Raw genomic sequence first — 19952 nt, forward strand, 5'->3', positions numbered from 1 at the left:
ATTTATTTTATCAATTATTATATATATAATTATATTATTGTGATTTATTCAAAAATTATCTTAACAAATTTGCCTGCTTTCTATAAAATTAATTTGTTTAATAAAATAGCAGAGACCGAGAAAATTCTTGTAATCTTTACAGGTAATAATGCGGAAATCAGAAACTCTGATTTCTTTAAAGAAAATTTGATAAAATTTGATTTTTCTAATTTAAAGGGTAAATCTTTATTTTATAAATTTTATTTCTTAACAAAAATTTTTATTAGCAATCGCTATTCAGAACTGATTATTGGTGGTTGGGATGAGCCTCTGCTATTATTTTCAAGTATCATAAGCAAAAAAAGAAAAAATTCGGTTATTGTTGAGTCTAGTATTTATGAGTCCAAAATAACAGGTGCTAAATCTGTCGTTAAAAAATTATTTCTTAGCAGAATTAACAAGGCTTATGCATCAGGAAAATCTCAAATTAATTTATTAAAGGCTTTAGGTTTTAAAGGTATAATAAAGAAAACGAAAGGCGTAGGAATATTTAATGTACATGAACAACCTAAATATGAAGAAAGAGCGAGAGTATTTAATTTTCTTTATGTTGGGAGGTTATCAAAAGAAAAAAACTTAGAGAAACTTATAAAAATATTCCCGGTAACCACGGATTTAATCTTAAATATTGTTGGTTTTGGACCTGAAGAAGATTATTTGAAATCAATTGCATCTCAAAACATTCATTTCCATGGTGCAATTAATAATTCGGATCTCCATGAATATTATAAGAATTATGATGTATTTATTTTGCCATCTCTATCTGAACCTTGGGGGCTTGTAGTTGAAGAAGCTTTGAATAATGGCATGCCTGTAATTGTGAGTAATAAAGTTGGTTGTGCAGACGAAATCGTAATAGATAATTATAATGGTATTATTGCTGATTTAAATGATGAAAATAGTCTGTTAAAAGCAATACAGAATATGAATAATATAGACTTTTATAATTCTTTGAGGGAAAATATTTCGAAGATGGACTTTACCAAAATTACCGAAGAGCAGGTAAATACTTATCTGAACTAACATGAAAACTATCTATTAATTTTAGATTAAAAAATATGGTTTTAGGCATTGATGCAACAAATATTCGCACAGGAGGTGGGCTTACCCATCTATTGGAGATTTTACAGCATGGTAATCCAAAATTAGTCGGGTTCGACGAAGTTGTTGTATGGTCTAATCATCAGACATTGTCAAAATTACCAGATAAAGAATGGATTAAGAAAGAAACTCACTCTTTATTAAACAAAACATTTATCTTATCTTTTATTTTCCAAATTTTTTATTTATCAAAATTGGCAAACAAAAGAAATGTTGATGTTTTATTTGTGCCGGGAGGAACTTTTTTGGGTACATTTAGAAATATTGTATCTATGAGCCAGAATATGTTACCTTTTGAGAGGGAAGAGCAAAATAGGTTTCCCAATTGGAAAACAAGATTAAGGTTTAAAGTTCTTTATTATACCCAATCTTTAACATTCAAAAAATCAAAAGCGATTATTTTTTTAACCCATTACGCCAAAAATTTTATAGCAAAAAAAATCAAATTAGAAAAAAAATTTCAAATTATTCCCCATGGGATTAATCTAGATTTTTTAAAAATGCCGGAAAAACAAAATAAGATTGAAAATTATTCTATAGCAGACCCATTTAAATTAATATATGTTTCCATTGTTACTGTTTATAAGCACCAGTGGAATGTAGCTCAAGCTGTTATAAGATTAAGAAGAGAAGGCTATCCGGTACAGTTAGATTTAGTGGGTGGTTTTACCGAAGAGTCTTTGCTAAAACTAAATAAAGTAATGGGTTTAGATACTGATAATTGTATTAACTATAAAGGATTAATTCCGTATGAAAAGTTAGAATCCATATATAAAAATGCAGATGCTTTTGTTTTTGCATCTTCATGCGAAAATCTACCGATTATTTTAATTGAAGCCATGACGTCTGGCTTACCCGTAGCTTCTTCTAACATGGGGCCTATGCCGGAAGTATTGAAGGATGGGGGATTTTATTTCAATCCTCTGGATGTAGATTCAATTTATCAAGCAATAAAAAAAATGTTAGATGATGAAAAACAACGTTATGAAAAGTCCCTTATTTCATTTAATAATTCAAATTCATATACTTGGAAAGAATGTTCCGATCATACTTTCCGGTTTTTGTCAGAAATAGCAAAACATTCTTAACATGAAAATCCAAAATAAAACACTTCTGATAACTGGAGGTACTGGTTCATTCGGAACAGCAGTTCTAAACAGATTCTTGCAAACTGATCACTTCAAAGAGATCCGTATTTTTTCCCGCGATGAGAAAAAGCAGGATGATATGAGAAATTTGTACAAAAACGATAAAATTAAATATTATATCGGTGATGTGAGAGATTTTTCTAGTGTTGAGCCCGCTACAAGAGGAGTTGATTATATCTTTCATGCAGCAGCTCTTAAACAAGTGCCATCTTGTGAATTTTTTCCAATGCAGGCGGTAAAAACCAATGTGGAAGGAACACAGAATGTAATTCGTGCTGCAGCTGCTAATAAAGTGCAAAAAGTAATTTGTTTATCCACGGATAAAGCAGCATATCCGATCAATGCAATGGGTATTTCCAAAGCAATGATGGAAAAAGTAGCCGTTGCAGAAGCAAGAAACCTTTCGGATACTGTAGTTTGTCTTACTCGTTACGGTAATGTAATGGCTTCAAGAGGCTCCGTTATACCTTTGTTTTTAAATCAAATTCAGAAAGGTGAACCCATTACGATTACAGATCCGAATATGTCACGTTTTTTCATGTCTTTGGAAGATGCAGTAGATTTGGTTTTATTCGCTTTTGAACATGCTAATCCTGGAGATTTATTTGTAAACAAAGCTCCGGCAGGAAGCATTGGTGATTTAGCAAAAGCGCTTATTGAATTAACAGGTAAAGAAGTTCCAGTAAAAGTAATCGGAACCCGTCACGGAGAGAAATTATATGAAACTCTTTGTACGCGTGAAGAAATGGCAAAAGCAGAAGATATGGGAGACTTTTACCGAGTTCCGGCGGATAACAGAGATCTCAACTATGCACAATATTTTTCGGAAGGTGAAGAAGAAGTTGCACATATCGAAGATTACCATTCTCACAATACCGAGCAGCAAGGTGTTGAAGGTCTGAAAAAACTGATTTCTACTTTACCTTTGATCCGAAAAGAAGTTTTTGGTGAAAATGTAATGCAATATCCTTATTAGAAAGATTCAAATAAAAAGTAAATTTGTAGGTAATGCTTTTGGAAGGTAAAAAACATCATGACCAAAGAGGAATTATTACATTTAATAATGATTTTGACGCCTCAGCAATAAAACGAATTTATACGATCGAAAACCACTCTACAGAATTTATTCGCGGTTGGCAAGGTCATAAAATCGAGCAGAGATGGTTTGCCTGTATGAAAGGATGTTTTGAAATTTCTGTTATTGAAGTTAATGATTTTACAGAACCTTCAAAAGATTTAACAATGCAGAAATATCTTTTAAAAGAAGATACCTTAACTTACCTGCATATTCCTGCAGGATGCATTACTGCAATTCAATCTAAAATAGGAAACAGCAAATTGCTGGTCTTAGCAGATTACGGATTGGGAGAAATTAATGATGAATACAGATTTGATTTAGATTATTTTAATGAAAATCTATAAAAGATAAAACAGAATACATGAAAAAAATCGGAATTACCGGTCAGAATGGTTTTGTCGGAAGACATTTATACAATACTTTAGGGCTGTTTCCTGAAGATTTTCAAAGAATCGATTTTCAGAAAGAATATTTTGAAGACGAACAGAAATTAGATCAGTTTGTTGCACAATGTGATGTTATTGTACATCTTGCAGCAATGAACCGTCACGAAAGTGAGCAGTTCATCTATGAAACCAATGTAGGTTTAGCTCAGAAATTAGTTGATTCTTTAAGCAGAACAGGCTCAAAAGCTCATGTGATGATTTCATCTTCGACACAGGAAGAAAGAGATAATCTTTACGGAAGATCAAAAAAAGAAGGTAGACAAGCTTTGGCAAACTGGGCAAATGAAAATGGCGGAAAAATTACTGGATTAATTATTCCTAATGTTTTTGGAGCATTCGGAAAACCTTTCTACAACTCATTTATTGCAACTTTTTGTCACCAGTTAACGCATGGCGAAACGCCAAATATTGCTAATGATGGTGAGGTTAAATTAATTTACGTTCAGGAGCTGGTAGAAATTATCATCAACGAAATAAAAGAAGACAACAGCAAAGCTGAATATTTTGTAGAGCCGACTGCCACTAAAAAAGTATCTGAGGTTTTAGCATTACTAAATGATTATAAAACTAAATATTTTGATGGTGGAGAAATTCCGGTGATCAACGATTCTTTTGAACATAATTTATTCAATACGTATCGTTCTTATATTGATTATAAAAACCATTATCCGGTAAAATTCACACAGCATACAGATACTCGCGGAGCTTTTGTGGAAGTAATTCGTTTGGGAATTGGCGGTCAATGTTCATTTTCAACTACAGTTCAGGGAATTACCAGAGGAAATCATTATCATACAAGAAAAATTGAAAGATTTGCCGTTATCAAAGGGAAAGCTCTTATTCAGCTTAGAAAAATTGATACGGATGAAGTATTAGATTTTTATCTGGATGGAACTGAGCCTGCGTATGTAGATATGCCAATTTGGTATACTCACAACATCAAAAATATAGGTGAAGAAGATCTGTACACTATTTTCTGGATCAATGAAGCCTTCAATCCGGAAAATGCAGATACCTATTTTTTAGAAGTATAAATTGTTAATTTAAATTAAGCTGAAAGCAGAGCTAACAGCCCAAAGTCATATGAAAAAACTAAAAGTGATGACGGTCGTAGGAACAAGACCGGAAATTATAAGATTATCAAGAGTATTAGACGCTTTAGACGCTTCTGAAGCAGTAGAACATATCATTGTTCACACAGGACAAAACTATGATTACGAGCTAAACCAGATCTTTTTTGAAGATCTGGGACTTCGTAAGCCTGATTATTTCCTTGAAGCGGCTGGAAAAACTGCAACAGAAACAGTAGGAAATATTTTAATTAAAATAGATCCTTTATTGGAAGAATTAAAGCCTCATGCATTTTTGGTTTTAGGAGATACAAACTCTTGTTTATGTGCGATTCCGGCAAAGAAAAGACACATTCCAATTTTCCATATGGAAGCAGGAAACAGATGTTTTGACCAAAGAGTTCCTGAAGAAACGAACCGTAAAATTGTAGATCATACTTCAGATATTAATTTAACGTATTCTGATATTGCAAGAGAATATCTTTTAAAAGAAGGGCTTCCTGCAGATCGTATTATTAAGACAGGTTCTCCGATGTTTGAGGTTCTAAATCACTATTTACCTCAGATTGAGTCTTCAAATGTTTTAGAAAAATTAAACTTAGAAGAAGGTAAATTCTTTGTAATATCGTCCCATAGAGAAGAAAATATTAATTCAGAAAAGAACTTCAGAGGGTTAATGGCTTCTTTAAACGCGATTGCAGAAAAATATCAATATCCGATTATTGTTTCAACTCATCCGCGTACAAAGAATATGATTGATAAAATGCAGATCGAGATGCGTCCTGAAATTCAATTTTTAAAGCCGCTTGGTTTTCATGATTATAATGCTTTGCAAAAGAGAGCTTATGCAGTATTGTCTGATTCAGGAACAATTTCTGAAGAATCATCAATTTTAAATTTCAGAGCTCTAAATATTCGTCAGGCTCACGAAAGACCAGAAGCGATGGAAGAAGCAAGCGTAATGATGGTTGGTCTGTCTCCTGAACGTATTTTGCAGGGTTTGACACAAGTTTTACAGCAAAAAGTGGGAACTGAAAGAAACTTTAGACAGGTTTCAGATTATTCGATGCCGAATGTTTCAGAAAAAGTGGTAAGAATCATTATTTCTTATACAGATTATATTAAAAGAACTGTTTGGTCGGAAGAAATTTAAAAGATGAATATACTGTTTTTGACGCTTGCAAGAATTGATGATGTTTCGCAAAAAACAATCTATAATGATCTCCTCAGAAAATTTAAAAATGAGGGGCATCATGTTTTCGTAATTACACCTACAGAAAGAAGATACAAAGAAAGCAGTGTTGTTTCAATTCAAAATGGGATTAATATATTAAAAATTAAAACATATAATATACAGAAAACTAATATTGTAGAGAAAGGTATTGGAACTTTAAGTATTCAGAAACAGTATTTACAGGGATTAAAGAAATATTTCAATAATGTTAGTTTTGATCTTGTGTTATATTCTACACCGCCTATTACTTTTACGAAAGTAATTAAATATGTGAAAAAACGAGATAATGCCAGAACTTATCTGCTTTTAAAAGATATTTTCCCTCAAAATGCAGTTGATATTGGCATTTTAAAGAAAAATGGATTACTATATAAATATTTTAGAAATTTAGAAAAGGAACTATATAATATTTCAGATACAATTGGCTGTATGTCACCTGCAAACGCTGATTTTGTAATTAAACATAATTCTTTTTTGGATCAAAGCAAAATTGAACAGAATCCTAATACAATATTTACAAATCAGGAAATAACAGTTTCAAAATCTAAAAATATAGTAAGAGAAAAATATAATATTGCTCCTGATATAGTAACTTTCGTGTATGGTGGCAATTTAGGGAAGCCACAGGGAATAGATTTTTTAATCAAAGTACTTTCGGCTAATGTAATGCGTAAAGATATTTTCTTTTTTATTGTAGGATCGGGTACAGAATATGAAAAAATAAATCAATGGTTTAAAAACTATCACCCCAAAAATGCGAAACTGATTTCTAATCTTCCGAAAGCAGAATACCAGGATCTGTTACAATCCTGTGATGTGGGCTTGGTTTTCTTGGATAATCGATTTACGATTCCCAATTTTCCTTCCAGAATTTTAGACTATATGCAATTGGGAATGCCTATTATTGCAGCTACAGATAAAAATACAGATTTAGGAAAAATCATGGTAGAAAATGGCTTTGGGCTATGGTGTGAAAGTAAAAATGTAGAAGATTTTAATAATCTGATTGATCTTGTAAAAGACGAAAACCAACGAGAAAATATGGGTAAGAAAGGACATCAATACCTTATAGAGAATTATGATGTACAAGTTTCTTATGATAAAATTATTAAATAAAAAAATGTATAAATTTTTTTTAAAACGACTGCTGGATTTCTTGATTTCATTAACTGCTTTAGTGGTACTGTTTCCGATTATACTTATTATAACAATAATTTTGGCGGTATCTATTAAAGGAAATCCGTTTTTTACCCAACGAAGACCTGGGAAAAACGAAAAAATATTTACAGTTGTTAAATTCAAAACCATGTCTAATGAAAAAGACGCAGATGGGAACTTATTACCTGATGAAAAAAGACTTACATTCATTGGCAGAATTATAAGGCAGACTTCATTGGATGAGCTTCCCCAGCTTTTTAATGTTCTGATTGGAGATATGAGCTTAATTGGTCCAAGACCTTTAGTTCCTGAATATCTGCCTTTTTACACAGATCATCATAGAAAAAGACATAATGTAAGACCGGGAATTACCGGATTGGCGCAAATAAATGGGAGACAAGCTATAAAATTCAGTCAGAGATTCGAGTTGGATGTAAAATATGTACAAAGTATTTCATTAGGTCTTGATCTTGAGATTTTAATAAAAACTTTTCTTAAAGTCTTTAAAAAAGAAGATATCATCCACGGACAGACCGTTGATGATGTAGACGATTTAGGGATAACAAAAAATTTACCATCATATCATTTTCGCAAAAAAGAATAATTATGAATATACAAGGAAAATATGTTAAATTAAGAGCTATTGAAGCTGAAGATTTAAAATTATTACATAAGTGGTCTAACGATCCTGAAATAAATTATGTGCTTGGAGGATGGCATTTTCCTTCCAGTATGCAAGATCAGATGAAATGGTTTAGCAACCAGAGTCTTTCAAGTAATTCACAAAGATTTTCTATTGAAACAGAAGATTTAGGATTAATCGGTATGGCAAATATCACAGATATCAACTGGAAAGACCGAAATGCAATCCACGGAATGTTGCTTGGCGACAAAGAAACCAGAGGAAAAGGATATGGGGTTGATACTATTATGTCTGTGATGAGATATGCTTTCGAAGAATTGGGACTTGAGCGTTTGGATACAACCATTATAGAATACAATACTCCTTCAATTAATGTTTACACAAAAAAATGTGGCTGGACGATTGAAGGAATTAAAAAAAATTACTGCTTCAGAAAAAATAAATTCTGGAATATGTTAGTATTGGGAATTCATAAAGATGATTACTTTGAATTGGCTGAAACAACAAAATATTGGGAAAATGTTAAGTAGAGAATTTGGTTCAGATTTTTTCTATACCAACCAATTTCCACTCTCTCATGATGCATTATATCTTCAAGATTATATAAAACATGATTATTGCTTGCACTATTCAGGGAGAACAGCATTATATGCAGTTTTAGAGCACGGTATAAAAAACTTGGGTTGGAAGAATGTTTACATTCCTGAATATTTCTGCCATGAAGTGATCAACTATCAAAAGCAGCTTCCCATCAACATTATAATGTATAAAGATGGACCGTATGTTGAAAATTTTAATGTTGATGCATTTGACGAATTAGATCAGACGGAAAATGTTATTTTTATTGTAAACTATTTTGGAGTTCAGATTCCAAAGAAATTGTCTTTAAAGAATGCTCATGTTATTGAAGACCATACGCATAGCTTGACTTCTGACTGGGTAAAGACAAGTGATGCACACTTTTGTATTGCTTCACTAAGAAAATCTATGCCTATTCCTACAGGAGGTATTTATTGGTCTCCAAAAGGATTAGCTTTGCCGGAAAAAAATACGGGTAATAAGGACTTTATTTCTGCAAGTTTTTTCATGAAACTATCGGGAATGTTTTTGAAATCCGATTATATGAAAGGAGAAAACGTAGAGAAGTCTGATTTTAGAAAATTATATCTTGACTCCGAATCGATGTTTGGAGATCTTCATACACAAGGTGAACTTCCCGAATTTGGTGAAAAACTCATTCATTCAATCCCTTTAAGTAAAATAAATCGTATAAAAAGAGAAAACTATAAAATATTACAAGCAAAATTATCTAAGAAATTTAACCTGTTGAATGTATTAACAGATACTACTGAGACTCCTTTGGGATTCATATTGGTGATGAACAATAAGGAAGAAAGAGATGATTTTAAAAGCTATCTTATAGAAAAATCGATCTACCCTGCAGTATTATGGCCAAACCAGGTTGAAAAGGATGCCATAGATTTTTCAGAGAAATTTATTTTCCTGCATTGTGATTTCAGATATAGTGAAGAAGATATAGAATATCTGAGTACAATTCTTAATTCTTATTATTCAAATTAATTATGACGTTTGAAGTAGTTGAAATAAAATCGTTGGATCAGATCAATGAATATAAAGAAATGATTATTGATTTTGAAATCACCGATCCCTATGCACAATTTGACTTTATAGAGACTTTTGATATAGGAATAAATAATCTAATTTGTTTTAAGTTTTCTAAAAACGAAACTAAATTAGCAATGCCCGGTTATCTTAATCCAATAGTTATTAATGGAAAAGAAACAGGATATTTTGATTTTAAAAGCCCTTACGGATATAGTGGTCCTTTTTATTCAAAAAATATAGATGTTTCTGATTTAGAAATATTTTGGAAAGCTGTCGATCAATGGTACACAGAAAATAATGTTGTTACTGAATTCATCCGTTTTAATTTATTTGGAAATGAATCCTCTTATTCAGGCAAGATTGTTCCTACGATGTTGAATATTCGAGGAGAGATTCTTGAAGAAGAAGTTCAATGGAAATCTTTTGACCAAAAAGTCCGAAAAAATGTAAATAGAGCAAAACGAGAATTACTTACCAGTAAAGTGTTTTATCAGGATATAGAAGATGATATTATAAGTGAATTTCATGATATCTATATTCAGACGATGATCAGAACCAATGCAAACCAAAATTTTTTCTATAGTTTTGAACAATTTAAATCGTTTGTAAACAATAATAGAGAATATGCGGCTATTTGTACTATTTACTTTGAGGAAAAAGCAATATCTTCGGAACTTCTTTTAGTTTCAGATGATGCAATTTATTCGTTTCTCGGAGGAACCAATGACCTATATTTTGATAAAAGACCGAATGACTTTCTAAAGGTGGAAGCATTAAACTGGGCGAGAAATAATGATAAAAAATATTATGTTTTAGGTGGAGGATATGGCTTTGAAGATGGTATTTTTAAATATAAAAAATCTTTTTTCCCTAATGATGTAGTGCCTTTTTATACAGGAAGAAAAATTTTGAATCAAACAATTTATAATGACTTATTGAATCAAACCTCACAATACAGAAAAAATATAGGGCTTGAAGAAATAGATTCTACAGATGAATCATTCTTTCCACTATATAATAAGCAAAATTAAAAATTATGAACTCAAAAATATGGCTTTCCTCGCCACACATGGGCGGAGGTGAACAAAAATATGTGAATGAAGCATTTGATGCCAATTGGGTAGCTCCATTAGGACCAAATGTAGATGGTTTTGAAAAGGATTTGGAGACTTTTCTAAATGAAGATGTAAAAGTAGCGGCACTTTCTGCCGGAACGGCTGCACTACATTTAGCTTTAATTGAATGTGATGTAAAACACGGTGATGAGGTGATTTGCCAGTCGATGACATTTTCTGCCTCGGCCAACCCAATCGCGTATTGCGGTGCAACTCCCGTTTTCATAGACTCAGAAAAAGATACCTGGAATATGTGTCCGGTTGCTTTAAAGGAGGCGATTGAAGACAGAGCTTCTAAAGGAAAGAAACCGAAGGCAATTATCGTCGTTCATCTTTACGGGATGCCTGCAAAAATGACTGAAATTTTAGAAATTGCAGATAAATATGATATTCCTGTCATTGAAGATGCTGCAGAAGCTTTAGGATCAACGTATAACGGCAAAACTTGCGGAACATTCGGGCGTTTTGGCATTTTGTCTTTTAATGGTAATAAAATTATCACAACCTCCGGTGGGGGAGCTTTGGTTTGTCATAATCAGGAGGATAAAGATAAAGCCGTTTTTCTTTCGACGCAGGCAAGAGATAATGCACCACATTATCAGCATTCGCACATCGGCTACAATTACCGTATGAGTAATATTGTTGCCGGAATCGGACGTGGACAAATGGAAGTATTAAAAGACAGGGTTGAAGCACGCAGAAAAATGCATGATTTTTATGTTGAGCTTTTCAAAAATATTGATGGTGTTGAGGTTTTTTCTGAACCTTCAGAAGAATATTTTTCCAATCATTGGCTGTCTGCGATCGTAGTTGATGAAAAAGTAACGGGAAAAACCAGAGAGGGTTTACGGTTGGCTCTATTGGAGGACAATATAGAATCAAGACCTTTATGGAAACCGATGCACTTACAGCCGGTTTTTGCAGATGCTCCTTACTATGGTAAAAAAGTGGCAGAAGAATTATTTGATAATGGTTTATGTTTACCTTCAGGATCCAATCTTTCTGATAATGATAGAGAACGAATTGAAAAAAGAATCAAAGACTTTTTTTCTTAGGCTATTTTAATTAAAATTAATATTAAAAAAGCTTCTTACTTCAGCCAAAAGTAAGAAGCTTTTTATTTGTACAAAATTAAAACTTATAATAAGGTATTGATTTTGAGTGGAATATTTCTTTTTAATAATTCTCTTTTCAGTTATGGTTGTTAAACTTTCAAGTTTCTTTATAAATCAACATCTTTCCCTATCTTTACAGACCAATTTATTTTAAGTGAAAAAATATCCTTGGTGGAAAGCAATGATGGATTATGGGCTGAGTTTTTTAGCCTTTATTATTTTGTTCCCCATTTTTTTAATTCTTTTTATCGTTGCGTCTTTGGATACAGGATTTCCGGGTGTCTTCAAGCAACAACGGATAGGCAGGTTCGGGAAAATTTTTATCATCTATAAATTTAGAACATACCACTCAAAAAAGCATACTATATCTTTAGTTGGAAAATGGATGCGGAAATCAAAAGTGGATGAATTACCACAGATATTAAATATTCTTAAAGGTGATATGTCTTTGGTCGGTCCGCGTCCTGATATTCCGGGGTATTATGATCAGCTTAAAGGGGAAGATCGTTTAGTTCTTAATTTGAAACCGGGCTTAACCAGTGAAGCGGGAATTAAGTATCGAAATGAGGAAGAAATCCTTAATAAACAGCAAAATCCGTTACAATACAATGACGAGGTTCTTTTTCCAGAAAAAGTGAAAATGAATCTGGATTATTGTCACCATCTTTCTTTTAAAAATGATGTATATATACTATTCAAAACCTTTTCTATATTAAAATAATAAATGAAGTTGAATTTACAATGAAGTCTATGATAAGAAAATTTTCAATTAAAATAATAAGTACTGCTGCACTTTTTTCTGTGTGTAAAATATATGGACAGACCGAACTGAAACTTAATGCCGCATTTTTACCCCTAACAATGGCGAATGTCGCAATAGAAAAATCGTTAAATGATAAATTTTCTATACAGGCGGAAGCTTTTATCTCTCCATGGAAATCACTTTACGGAAAAAATATGCAGTTCTATATGGGAACTTTGGAAGGACGCTACTATTTTGATCAAGTAATGAAAAAATGGTATGTTGGAGCTTATGGCTCTCTCACGGCATTTAATATTCAAAAATGGAATTACCTAAGAGCATCACCAGTTTATGATTCTGAAGGTAACCCGCAGATTTTACCCGACGGAAGTGCACGTGTAACAGAACGTTACCAAAAAGGTTTCGGTCTGATTATAGGAATAAGCGGCGGATATCATTTTACAATTAGTGAAAAACTCGGAATAGATATTTATGCAGGGATAGGCACTGTACAGTCTTTTTACAAAGGCTATTATAAAGATACCGGAGCAAGATATGATGATGCAAAAGACTGGAATAAAAGTGGGGAGATCATTCCTACAAGAGGTGGAATTATGGTAACGTATAAGCTTAATTAAAATCTTTACCTAAAAAATCTTATATGTAACATTTTTTTTGTTATTATTATATTTTTTATAAAAATATCAATAAAGATTACAAACTAGCTATAATGATAAATGAAAAATTGTTCGAAAACTGTTATATTGATCATATTGCTGCTTCCAATTTATAAAATATAGATATATTTGCAGGGTTTAAAATAGAATAATTAAAAAGAATCTTAAATTTCAATATAATCCAAAAATGGATAATACTACTAATAAAGAAACTAATATCAAAGAATTAATAAGTCCATACCTTAAAAATTGGAAATATTTTGCAGGAATGGTCACCTTAATGGGAATGGTGGCTATTTTTTATATCAAATCAAAGCCAACTATTTTTAAGGCTCAAACATCTGTACTTATTAAAGATGCAAAAAAAATGTCTGCAGCATCAGGTGATATCGGAGTGCTTCAAAGTTTGAGCGGTATTAATGGCATGGGAACTAGTAGTATAGAAAATGAAGTAGGTGTTTTTGAATCTAAAGCTATTGTAGAAGATGTTTTGAAGGATCTTAATTTCCAAACTACTTTTTATGCAAAAGATGCACTTAAAAAAATTGAACTTTATGGAGAAACAAATCCTTATATAGTTAATGTTATTCTGGAAAAAGAGAATGTAGATTTACCCAAAAAGCCAATATCAATTTCTGCCAAAGGAAATACAATTACTCTTTCGTCAGATGAGTTTGAAAAAGATATTACTACATCATTTAATAAAACGACAAATCTCCCTTTTGCTGTCATTATGATTAGGAAAAATCCTTCGTATAAGGCACCTTATAAAGTGGATATGTCGGATGTTTGTTTTTATTATACAACTTTTGATAATTCCGTGATACTATATCAAAAAGCAATGAAGGTTGATCTGCTTGATAAAGACGGAACAATTATAACACTCTCTGTAGATTTTGAAAATATAAATAGAGCAAAAGACTTTTTAAATAGACTTGTAACACAATACAATATCTATGCGATCAATGATAAGAATATAGAATCAAAGAAAACTAAAGATTTTATTGACAAAAGAATTGGGTTGATTTCTAAAGAACTTGGAAGTGTTGAAACCGAAAAAGAAGGATTTAAATCAGGTAATAATATTGTTGATTTACCTACTGAAGGACGTATCAATCTTCAATTGAAAGAACAGAGTAAGTCTCAGTTGCTGGAATTAGGAACACAGATAGAGGTTAATAGTATTCTTCAAAGTACATTGAATAAAAAAAGTGCCGGAGATCTATTGCCTTATAATATTGGTTTAAATGATGAGACTGCTGCAAAATCTATTCAAGATTATAATGCACTTGTTTTACAAAGAAATAAGTATTTACAGCAGGCGACTCCAGATAACCCGCTTGTGAAAGATATCAATAAGCAAATTGATGAAATGAGATCTTCACTGTCTGAAACTTTACAAAAGAATGCAACTGCATTAGGATTGGCTAGAAGAAAAGTAGAAATACAATTAGGAGGATCAGAAAAATCGATTAGTAAAATACCAAGTCAAGAAAAACTCTTTAGAAGTATTGAAAGGCAACAACAGATTAAAGAAAGTTTATACTTATTGCTCCTACAAAAAAGAGAAGAAGCTGCAATCAGTATGGAAATAACCGCAGAGAAGGCAAGGGTAATTGATAAGGCATTTATCTTTAAGGATCCTGTAGCTCCAAGAAAAATGCTTATTTTAGGCATGTTTCTTTTAGCGGGTGCAGCGATACCTTTTACTATAATTTATCTAAGAAATCTGTTGCAAAGTAGCATTATTACTCGTTCAGATGTAGCTAAGCTTACAAAAGTTCCTATTATTGCAGAGATTCCAAAACTTAAAAATAAAGATACTCCTTTGGTAAGTTTTAATGATGTTTCTCCAATCGCTGAAGCATTCAGAATATTCGTTACTAATCTGAAGTTTTTAATTCAGTCCAAAGAAGAAGGGGCAAAAATAATTATGATTACCTCTTCCGTAAAAGGCGAGGGTAAAACTTTTGTCTCGACCAATTTGTCGATTGTTTTGGCTTCTTCTCGAAATAAGGTGCTTGTGGTAGGAGCAGATGTGCGAAACCCTCAGTTGCAGCGATATAATCCTGCAATGAAATTGGCTAAGGGATTAACTGAATTTTTGAGTGGTGAAGAAAATTCTATTGATGAAATTATTCATCCAAGCGGTTATAATGATAATTGCGATTTTATATATTCTGGGTCGATTCCTCCAAATCCTACAGATCTTTTAGAAAATGGGCGATTGGATGAACTTTTGAACTTGGTGAAAAATATGAATAAATACAAGTATATTGTCTTAGATACTGCACCATTATTACTTGTTACAGATTCTTTGTTGATTGCTGATAAAAGCGATGTTGTTGTATATGTGACGAGATCTGAGGTCACCGAAAAAGGGTATTTTGAATTTTTGAATGATGCAGTCGCTGATAAGAAAATAAATAATGTAGGAATTGTAGTGAATGGTGTCGCTGAATCAAATTTCGGATATGGAAATAAATTTGGCTACGGCTACCATGCAGATGAAAATAAGAAATGGTGGAATTTATTTTCACGTTAATCAGAATGCATTTAAATGTCAAGTTTAAAAACAAATTTTGCATATAATTTAATACTTACTTTAAGTGGGTACTTATTTACATTTATCACATTTCCATATGTTTCCAGAGTATTGGGGGTCGATAATATTGGAGCTGTAAATTTTGTAGATAGTATTATTAATTATTTTGTTTTATTCTCTATGTTGGGCGTAGGTTCAGTAGGTATAAGAGAGATTGCAAAATATAAAGATAATAAGGATGATCTTCAAGAATCTTTTCGTGATATATTTCTTATAAACTTTTTTTTTACAGGGATAGCAATACTCATTTTAGTTTGCCTCATTTTTTTTGTGCCAAAATTTCAGATACATTCGCATCTGCTTTTTATAGGAATTATAAAACTAATGTTTAATTTTTGTTTAGTTGAGTGGTTTTTTACTGGAATAGAAAATTTTAAATTTATTACCGTACGCTCAACAATTATAAAATTAGTATATGTTGTATCGGTTCTATTGCTGGTGAAAAATAGAGCTGATTTTGAAATTTATTATTTTCTCACTTGCTTAGTTGTTGTTGTTAATGCAATTTTAAACTGGAGTTATCTATTGCGAATTATCAAATTTAAGATAAAAGGCTTTAACCATAGAAGATATGTAAAATCTATTACGGTAATGGGTTCATATATGATTTTAACCTCAATGTATGTACATCTTAATGTAGCTTATTTAGGTTTTGTTTGGGATGAAAAAGAAGTAGGATACTACACGACAGCTACTAAACTGTATATGTTATTTTTATCTGTATTTACTGCTTTTACAGCAGTGATGCTTCCTAGAATGACAACGTTACTTGTTGATAGAAAAATAAAAGAATTTCAGGATAAAATTATCCAATCTTTTAATTTTTTAATATTGTTTTCTTTTCCCATTATAGTTTTTACAACGGTATTTGCATACGATATAATATTATTATTGGCAGGTAAAGAGTATTTGGGAGCTGTTGTTCCTATGCAGATTATAATGCCTTTATTGGTAATAATAGGTATAGAACAGATTTTGGTAATTCAGATATTGATGCCTTTAAAGAAAGATAAAACGATTATGTGGAATTCTCTATTTGGAGGTGTTTTGGGAGTGGTACTTAATATTGTTTTGGTGCATTATTTTAAAAGTATAGGATCGGCAGTTGTTTGGTTATTTTGTGAGACCTTGATATTAGCTTTGTCATTGTTTTACGCAAAAAAAAGTATAGAATTCACCTTTCCTTACAAAGAGTTACTTAAGCAAATAGCCTGCACATTACCTATTATTGCAGTAACATTTTATTTTTCTAAGTATTTCGGGATCAGTTCTGTTTTAAAACTTATTATAGGTTTTATAATAATTTATACTTATTATTTTGTCTTATGGTTTTTGGTTTTTAGAAATCCTTTACTCATTAACCTGTATCAAAAAATAACATCCATAGTTTCATTGAAAAATAATTGATTTTGAAATGATAAGATTATTTAAAGAATATGCAATCTCTATATTAGAATATGGAGCTCTGATTTTAGGGTATATTCCTATACATTGGCTTAGAATATTTTATTACAGAAATTTTTTACGAGTTAAAATCGGAAAAAATTCTACTATACATCGTTGTTGTCAGATAAGATGGGGCAAAATCGTAATTGGTGACAATGTGATTATTGGCGAAAATGCGTTGTTGGACGGCAGAGTAGGTTTATACATCGGAAATAATGTGAATTTTTCGTCGAATGTCTCTATATACAGTCTACAACATGATTACAATTCGCCTGATTTTGCTGCGGTAGGAAATCCTGTTTACATAAATGATAATGCGTGGATTAGCTGTAATACAGTTATACTTCCAGGAGTGACGGTACATGAAGGTGCTGTAGTTGCTGCTATGTGTCTCGTGAATAAGGATGTACCGGAATATACTGTGGTAGGGGGTATACCATTTAAAATAATCAGTACAAGAAATAGAGATATTCAGTATAAATTAAAATATCATAAACCTTTCTTTTAATTAAGTATATAGAAACAAGTATGAGATTTACAATTGCAATACCGGCTTATAAAAGGAAGTTTTTGTATGAATGTATTCATAGTATTTTAAATCAAGACTTCAAAAATTTTGAGCTGATCATTATAAACGATGCTTCTCCTGAAAATTTGGATGAAATTGTTCAACAGTTCAATGATGATCGTATTATTTATTATAAAAATAGTGTAAATATAGGTGCAGAAAATGTTGTGGATAATTGGAATCTTTGTTTGTCATATGCCAAAGGTGATTATTTTATGCTGATGGGTGATGATGATACTATGCAAAGTAATTACTTATCTGTATTTAATGATTTAATAAATAGCAACCCTGAAAATGAAGTATATCATTGCAGATCTTTTATTATTAATAGCAGCTCTGAAGTTATAGGTCTTACGCCTTCATGGCCAGATTGGGAATCAGTATATGAAAATATGTGGCATCGAATGAATAAATTTAGAAGTCAATATGTTTCAGACTTTGTTTATAAAAGAGAGTCTTTGATAAAAACAGGTGGCTATTATAAACTTCCTTTAGCATGGGCGTCAGATGATATCACATCATATACAGCAGCAGCTGATAAAGGAATAGTTCACACTCAAGAACCAGTATTTTGTTATCGGCAGTCAGAATTTACAATATCAAATTCAGGATCTATTGATTTAAAAATGAATGCAATCATTGAAGAAGAAAGATGGGTTGATTCCTTTTTGAAAAATAATCTTCCGGATAATTATCTTGATCAGTGCTTTTATAACATGATCAAATATGATAAAGACAAATTATTTTTAAAAAAGAGAATAGACACAATTGCTTATAATGGTTTTACAAAAGGGTATTACTTAAGAGATATGATTAAATTTGTTTCAAAAAAAAATAATTACAGATTAAGTTTACAGCATCTCATTTATGCATTGATTCTTACAGTAAAGAAAAATAGATCCAAAATCACTTAAAAATGGAACCTACTTTTAGTTTTACATATTCAATACCGTATGTTATTCTCTTTATTGTATTCTTTCTCCTTTTTTTATGGGAAAACAGATTACGAAGTAAAGGTGATGATATTAAAATTGTACGTTATGCTGCAATGCTTGTGTTTTTTGTATTTTTTGGCTTCAGGGGCTATATCGACACGGATTTTGCATTGTATTACTCCTTGTACGAAAACACTCCTTCGCTAGATAACGTTCGGGGAGTTACAGATTATTTCTGGAACCTTGATGAAGATTATCTTCTTAAAATCGAACCAGGGTTTAAAGTCTTTTTAGTTATTTTAAAAACAATTTCAAAAGATTATTTCTTTTTACAAATTGTTTCATCCCTGATAGACGTTTTATTTCTTAATTATTTTTTCAATAAATATTCGCCTCATTATATTTTGGCGTTTATCATGTTTCTTATTTTTGGAGGTATTTTATTGGAGGTTAATTTATTGAGAAATTCAAAAGCAATATTTTTGTTCATTTATTCTTTACAATTTATTCGCAACAGAGATCCTCTAAAATTTTATATTTGCAATCTGATAGGATTATTTTTTCATACCTCTGCGATTTTTTTCTTTCCGCTCTATTTTTTTCTTCACAAAAAAATACCCTCTTTTATTGTTTGGGGAATGTTTATATTAGGGTGTGTTTTGTACTTGGGACAGATAAAGTTCGTTACCCCAATCGTATTATTTTTAGGAAATATTTTGGGAGGGGCTTATTTCCTTATGGCTAAAGGATATTCAGGTGACAGTATGTACAACACAGGATATGGGATTACATTTGGTTTTGTTGAAAAAATTCTCTCATTTATACTTATATATGCCATGTATAATAAAATCGGAGAAAAAATGAAAAACGAAAAACTACAAAATATATTCTTTAATCTGTTTTTCATATATAGTATAATATATCTTTATCTTTCTGAATATTCTGTTTTAATTGATAGATTAACCACGCTTTTTGTGCTGAGTTATTGGATTTTATATCCTTTGCTTTACGTTGTTTTGAAGGAAGTTTTTAAGTTAGTATTTACAATTATATTGTTTTTTTTTGGTACTTATAAAATGTATTTTTCAAACTGTTTCATAACTAGGAAATATGAAAATATACTTTGGGATAATCCTTCCGTTAGTAGAGCCTACTATATTTTGGGTAAGCATTTAGATAAGATAATCGGTAATAAATAAACTATAA

General features: G+C 31.4%; 19 protein-coding genes. All 19 read left to right on the plus strand.

Annotated features, from left to right (window positions below):
- Window positions 1-39: 39 nt before the first annotated feature.
- The 19 genes from BM371_RS00235 (at window position 40) to BM371_RS00325 (ending at window position 19945) form a co-directional block, all read left to right on the plus strand.
- Entirely contained in the window at window positions 40-1062 is a 1023-nt protein-coding gene (locus BM371_RS00235; protein WP_051882644.1) for a glycosyltransferase, read from the plus strand.
- Between the two features lie 35 nt (window positions 1063-1097).
- A complete protein-coding gene (locus tag BM371_RS00240; RefSeq protein ID WP_034674511.1) occupies window positions 1098-2228 on the plus strand; it encodes a glycosyltransferase family 4 protein in 1131 nt (376 codons plus the stop codon).
- A gap of 1 nt (window position 2229) precedes the next feature.
- Window positions 2230-3264: a polysaccharide biosynthesis protein gene (locus tag BM371_RS00245; RefSeq protein WP_034674513.1), complete on the plus strand. Its 1035-nt coding sequence runs from the start codon at window positions 2230-2232 to the stop codon at window positions 3262-3264.
- Window positions 3265-3296: 32 nt separating this feature from the next.
- A complete protein-coding gene (locus BM371_RS00250) occupies window positions 3297-3710 on the plus strand; it encodes a WxcM-like domain-containing protein (protein WP_034674514.1) in 414 nt (137 codons plus the stop codon).
- A 17-nt stretch (window positions 3711-3727) separates the two neighbouring features.
- A complete protein-coding gene (locus BM371_RS00255) occupies window positions 3728-4846 on the plus strand; it encodes a polysaccharide biosynthesis C-terminal domain-containing protein (RefSeq protein ID WP_034674516.1) in 1119 nt (372 codons plus the stop codon).
- Between the two features lie 49 nt (window positions 4847-4895).
- Window positions 4896-6035 carry a non-hydrolyzing UDP-N-acetylglucosamine 2-epimerase gene (wecB, locus tag BM371_RS00260; protein ID WP_034674518.1) on the plus strand — a complete coding sequence of 380 codons (1140 nt, stop codon included), beginning with the start codon at window positions 4896-4898 and terminating at the stop codon, window positions 6033-6035.
- Between the two features lie 3 nt (window positions 6036-6038).
- Window positions 6039-7232, plus strand: a complete 1194-nt coding sequence (locus BM371_RS00265) for a glycosyltransferase family 4 protein (RefSeq protein WP_034674520.1) — start codon at window positions 6039-6041, stop codon at window positions 7230-7232.
- A gap of 4 nt (window positions 7233-7236) precedes the next feature.
- Window positions 7237-7878, plus strand: a complete 642-nt coding sequence (locus BM371_RS00270) for a sugar transferase (protein ID WP_081874561.1) — start codon at window positions 7237-7239, stop codon at window positions 7876-7878.
- Window positions 7879-7880: 2 nt separating this feature from the next.
- Window positions 7881-8447, plus strand: coding sequence for a GNAT family N-acetyltransferase (locus BM371_RS00275; RefSeq protein WP_034674523.1), 567 nt, complete (start codon window positions 7881-7883; stop codon window positions 8445-8447).
- Window positions 8437-9498 carry a hypothetical protein gene (locus BM371_RS00280; protein ID WP_034674524.1) on the plus strand — a complete coding sequence of 354 codons (1062 nt, stop codon included), beginning with the start codon at window positions 8437-8439 and terminating at the stop codon, window positions 9496-9498. The genes BM371_RS00275 and BM371_RS00280 overlap by 11 nt, the downstream gene beginning before the upstream one ends.
- 32 nt (window positions 9499-9530) lie before the next feature.
- A complete protein-coding gene (locus tag BM371_RS00285) occupies window positions 9531-10574 on the plus strand; it encodes a GNAT family N-acetyltransferase (protein WP_165571769.1) in 1044 nt (347 codons plus the stop codon).
- Between the two features lie 5 nt (window positions 10575-10579).
- Window positions 10580-11713, plus strand: a complete 1134-nt coding sequence (locus BM371_RS00290) for an aminotransferase class I/II-fold pyridoxal phosphate-dependent enzyme (RefSeq protein ID WP_074958518.1) — start codon at window positions 10580-10582, stop codon at window positions 11711-11713.
- A gap of 214 nt (window positions 11714-11927) precedes the next feature.
- Window positions 11928-12494 (plus strand): sugar transferase, encoded by a 567-nt coding sequence (locus tag BM371_RS00295; RefSeq protein ID WP_316931466.1) that lies wholly within the window; start codon window positions 11928-11930, stop codon window positions 12492-12494.
- 29 nt (window positions 12495-12523) lie between these two features.
- On the plus strand, window positions 12524-13153 hold the full coding sequence (locus BM371_RS00300; RefSeq protein WP_051882649.1) for a DUF3575 domain-containing protein: 630 nt from the start codon (window positions 12524-12526) through the stop codon (window positions 13151-13153).
- Between the two features lie 226 nt (window positions 13154-13379).
- On the plus strand, window positions 13380-15737 hold the full coding sequence (locus BM371_RS00305; protein ID WP_034674529.1) for a GumC family protein: 2358 nt from the start codon (window positions 13380-13382) through the stop codon (window positions 15735-15737).
- Between the two features lie 15 nt (window positions 15738-15752).
- Window positions 15753-17204 (plus strand): oligosaccharide flippase family protein, encoded by a 1452-nt coding sequence (locus tag BM371_RS00310; protein ID WP_034674531.1) that lies wholly within the window; start codon window positions 15753-15755, stop codon window positions 17202-17204.
- 7 nt (window positions 17205-17211) lie between these two features.
- Window positions 17212-17751 carry an acyltransferase gene (locus BM371_RS00315; RefSeq protein ID WP_034674533.1) on the plus strand — a complete coding sequence of 180 codons (540 nt, stop codon included), beginning with the start codon at window positions 17212-17214 and terminating at the stop codon, window positions 17749-17751.
- A gap of 20 nt (window positions 17752-17771) precedes the next feature.
- Complete coding sequence (locus tag BM371_RS00320) at window positions 17772-18725, plus strand: glycosyltransferase family 2 protein (protein WP_034674534.1); 954 nt, start codon at window positions 17772-17774, stop codon at window positions 18723-18725.
- A gap of 2 nt (window positions 18726-18727) precedes the next feature.
- Window positions 18728-19945, plus strand: coding sequence for an EpsG family protein (locus BM371_RS00325; RefSeq protein WP_034674536.1), 1218 nt, complete (start codon window positions 18728-18730; stop codon window positions 19943-19945).
- Window positions 19946-19952: the final 7 nt, after the last annotated feature.

The organism is Chryseobacterium formosense (assembly GCF_900116415.1).
In the GTDB taxonomy this organism is placed as follows: Bacteria; Bacteroidota; Bacteroidia; order Flavobacteriales; family Weeksellaceae; genus Chryseobacterium; species Chryseobacterium formosense.

Excerpts from the sequence above, each read along its gene's own strand:
- BM371_RS00240 (WP_034674511.1), top strand. The coding sequence starts at position 1,098 with ATGGTTTTAGGCATTGATGCAACAAATATTCGCACAGGAGGTGGGCTT.
- BM371_RS00245 (WP_034674513.1), top strand. The coding sequence starts at position 2,230 with ATGAAAATCCAAAATAAAACACTTCTGATAACTGGAGGTACTGGTTCA.
- BM371_RS00250 (WP_034674514.1), top strand. The coding sequence starts at position 3,297 with ATGCTTTTGGAAGGTAAAAAACATCATGACCAAAGAGGAATTATTACA.
- BM371_RS00255 (WP_034674516.1), top strand. The coding sequence starts at position 3,728 with ATGAAAAAAATCGGAATTACCGGTCAGAATGGTTTTGTCGGAAGACAT.
- wecB (WP_034674518.1), top strand. The coding sequence starts at position 4,896 with ATGAAAAAACTAAAAGTGATGACGGTCGTAGGAACAAGACCGGAAATT.
- BM371_RS00265 (WP_034674520.1), top strand. The coding sequence starts at position 6,039 with ATGAATATACTGTTTTTGACGCTTGCAAGAATTGATGATGTTTCGCAA.
- BM371_RS00270 (WP_081874561.1), top strand. The coding sequence starts at position 7,237 with ATGTATAAATTTTTTTTAAAACGACTGCTGGATTTCTTGATTTCATTA.
- BM371_RS00275 (WP_034674523.1), top strand. The coding sequence starts at position 7,881 with ATGAATATACAAGGAAAATATGTTAAATTAAGAGCTATTGAAGCTGAA.
- BM371_RS00280 (WP_034674524.1), top strand. The coding sequence starts at position 8,437 with ATGTTAAGTAGAGAATTTGGTTCAGATTTTTTCTATACCAACCAATTT.
- BM371_RS00290 (WP_074958518.1), top strand. The coding sequence starts at position 10,580 with ATGAACTCAAAAATATGGCTTTCCTCGCCACACATGGGCGGAGGTGAA.
- BM371_RS00300 (WP_051882649.1), top strand. The coding sequence starts at position 12,524 with ATGATAAGAAAATTTTCAATTAAAATAATAAGTACTGCTGCACTTTTT.
- BM371_RS00305 (WP_034674529.1), top strand. The coding sequence starts at position 13,380 with ATGGATAATACTACTAATAAAGAAACTAATATCAAAGAATTAATAAGT.
- BM371_RS00310 (WP_034674531.1), top strand. The coding sequence starts at position 15,753 with ATGTCAAGTTTAAAAACAAATTTTGCATATAATTTAATACTTACTTTA.
- BM371_RS00315 (WP_034674533.1), top strand. The coding sequence starts at position 17,212 with ATGATAAGATTATTTAAAGAATATGCAATCTCTATATTAGAATATGGA.
- BM371_RS00320 (WP_034674534.1), top strand. The coding sequence starts at position 17,772 with ATGAGATTTACAATTGCAATACCGGCTTATAAAAGGAAGTTTTTGTAT.
- BM371_RS00325 (WP_034674536.1), top strand. The coding sequence starts at position 18,728 with ATGGAACCTACTTTTAGTTTTACATATTCAATACCGTATGTTATTCTC.